Annotated in this window: 3 protein-coding genes; all 3 read right to left on the bottom strand. The window is 69.3% G+C overall.

All coding sequences use genetic code 11. From position 1 onward, the window contains the following. Positions 1–149: 149 nt before the first annotated feature. Positions 150–938: an undecaprenyl-diphosphate phosphatase gene (locus HY703_02160; GenBank protein MBI4543981.1), complete on the bottom strand. Its 789-nt coding sequence runs from the start codon at positions 936–938 to the stop codon at positions 150–152. Further along, positions 935–2,056, bottom strand: a complete 1,122-nt coding sequence (gene bshA, locus HY703_02155) for an N-acetyl-alpha-D-glucosaminyl L-malate synthase BshA (protein ID MBI4543980.1) — start codon at positions 2,054–2,056, stop codon at positions 935–937. Before bshA ends, HY703_02160 begins: the two co-directional genes overlap by 4 nt. Beyond that, a partial coding sequence (miaA, locus tag HY703_02150; GenBank protein ID MBI4543979.1) for a tRNA (adenosine(37)-N6)-dimethylallyltransferase MiaA occupies positions 2,053–2,779 on the bottom strand: 727 nt, incomplete at its 5' end. The genes bshA and miaA, both read right to left, overlap by 4 nt.

Below are 2,779 nucleotides of genomic sequence, written 5' to 3'. Positions count from 1 at the left end.
GGTAGAGGCACAGCCGGGGGAGTCCCAGCCGCCTGGACCATTCGTCGGGGTGCGCACCCTCCCACGACTCGGCCGCCACAGTGGTGGGCCAGTCATGCGACGGGGTGACAGGTTGGGAAGCGCTCATTATCCGGCCGCGTACAGGCGAGTCAGCCCCGGGAGGCGAGGTATGTCAAGAATAACGCGCCCACGGCCCAGACGTAATAGGCAAAGGCGCGCAGGTCCTGGCGGCGGATCAGCCAGACGAGCCCGCGGATGGCGATGATCCCGAACGCGCAGGCGGCAGTGAAGCCGGCCAGAAGCGCGGCGCCGCCGCTGCCCGCGATCGAGCCCCGCAGGTCAGGCAACTCGAACACCACGGCCCCGGCAATGGCCGGGATGGCCATGAGGAAGGAGAATTCGGCAGCGCGCTCTCCCGAGAGCCGCCCCCACAAGCCTGCGCTGATGGTGGCCCCGGCACGCGAGATTCCGGGCAGGATCGCAGCCGCCTGGGCCACACCGATCAGGAAAGCGAGCCGCCAGGTAGGCCAGTGGCGCAGCCTGTCCCGGGGTGTGAAGCGGGTGGACCAGAGGATGACACCGGTGACCAGCAGCATGGCACCGGTGACGGCAGGCGTATCGAAGGCGCGCTCGATGGACTTCTCGAAAAGCAGGGCGACGACCACGGCCGGGAGTGTCGCCAGCGCGAGCAGGCCGACGTAGGCCCAGGCCTCGGGCTGCCGCCGGATCGCGCCCCACACGAGTCGCGCGAGCTGGTGGCGATAGACAATGAGCACGGACAGCAGAGTAGCCGCGTGCAGCACGACGGCGACCAGTACGCCCGGCGTTGGCGCGTTCAACACGAACTCGGCCATCACCAGGTGCCCGGAGCTGGAGACGGGGAGGAATTCCGTGAGGCCCTGGACAATACCCAGGACGATCGCGTCCGGGAGACTCATGCGCCGAGCACCCCCTGGTAGAAGTGCTCGTAGCGCGGCACGATCTGCTCCGCGCCGAAGCTCTGGGCCGCGGCCCGCGCCGCCTTGCTCACCGCTGTCCAGCGCTCCGGGTCGGACAGCAGAGCGATGCCGCCCTGCGCCATCTCGTCCACGGCGCCAACCGGCGCGAGGATGCCCGCCTCGCCCTCGGGCACCACTTCGGGCAGACCGCCGACCCGGCTCGCGACCACAGGGACGCCGCATGCCATGGCTTCGAGCGCGACCAGGCCAAAGGCCTCCGAGGCGCTGGGCAAGAGGAGCAGGTCGGCGCAGGCCAGCAGCTCGGCTACCGATTCCTGCTTGCCCAGGAAGACGACCCGCGCAGCCACGCCCTCCTGCTCCGCGACCTGCTGGGCGCGGCCGCGCTCCGGCCCATCGCCCACCAGTACGAGCCGCGCCGGGACGCCTCGAGCGATGCGAGCAAAAATGCGCACCACATCCGAAACGCGCTTGACGGGCCGGAAATTCGAGATGTGCATCACAATCTTCTCGCCGGGCCCGGCGAACTTGGCCCGGTGGCAGGGGTGATGGTCACGCTGAAAGTGTTCCAGATCCACGAAGTTGGGGATCACCTCGATGGCGTCTGGCGCGACCTGGAAGTGCTTGACGGTCTCGCGACGCAGGAACTCGGAGACGGCGGTCAGCCCGTCCGACTTCTGGATCGAGAAGCGGGTGATCGTTTGGAAGGAGGGGTCCTGGCCGACCAGCGTGATGTCCGTGCCGTGCAGCGTGGTGACGACGCGGAGTCGAGAGTCGCCCAGCATCTCGCGTGCGATCCACGCCGAGGTCGCATGCGGCACGGCGTAATGCACGTGCAGCACGTCCAGCTCGCTGCGCACGGCTGCGTCGTGCATGGCCACGGCCAGCGCCAGGCAATAGGGCGGGTAATCGAAGAGCGGGTAGGACGGCACTTCGACCTCGTGGTAGTAGACCCGCTCGACGAAATAGGGCAGGCGGAAGGGCTGGGCGTAGGTGATGAAGTGCACCTCGTGTCCGCGGCGCGCGAGCTGGAGCCCCAGCTCGGTGGCCACGGCGCCCGATCCGCCGTAGACGGGGTAGCAGGTGATGCCGATCCTCACGGATTCTCCTTGCACCATGGGTCCATAACAGACCGGACCAATTCGCCGGCGGGCCGGCTGGCGTCGAGCCAGATGGCGCCGGCCGGGAGCTGGTTCCGGAACCAGGTGAGCTGCCTGCGCGCGTAGCGCCGGGTGTTGCGGCGGATCTCGGCCACTGCCTGCTCGACCGTGCGATCCGCGTGGAAATAGGGAATCAGCTCGCCGTAGCCGGTGGTCTTCATACCCGGGTCAGCGGCGTCGTAGCCCTCATCCAGGAGCCGCTCGACCTCCTCGACCAGTCCGGCCTCGAGCATCCGCTGCACACGCGCATCGATCCGCGCATGGAGCTCCGGGCGCGGCAGCGTCAGTACGAAGACGAGTGGCTCGAGCGGCGGTTCCTGCGGCGGCGCCTGGCTGTGCCACCAGGAGAGCGGGCGTCCAGTGAGCAGCGTCACTTCGAGCACTCTGGTGACCCGCTGGCGCCCGCCGTGCGAGGCGAGGCCGGCCGCGCTGGCCGGATCGAGCGCGCCCAGCCAGCGGCGCAGCTCGTCCATCCCGTGCCGGGCCACGTAGCGCTTGAATCGCTCGCGGCGCTCGGGCGGCATGGGCGGCTCGCGAAAGAGCGGATGCGTGAGCGCGCGTAGAAAGAAGCCGGTTCCGCCGACGAGCAAGGGGACGCGGCTGCGGGCGCGGATCCCCGCCATCCAGCAACGCGCTTCGCGCGCGAAGCGGCCGGCGCTGTAG

The sequence above is a fragment of the Gemmatimonadota bacterium genome (assembly GCA_016209965.1).
Lineage (GTDB): Bacteria > Gemmatimonadota > Gemmatimonadetes > Longimicrobiales > RSA9 > JACQVE01.
The sequence above is the reverse complement of the archived record's forward strand: the minus strand, read 5'-3'. Positions and strand labels throughout refer to the sequence as shown.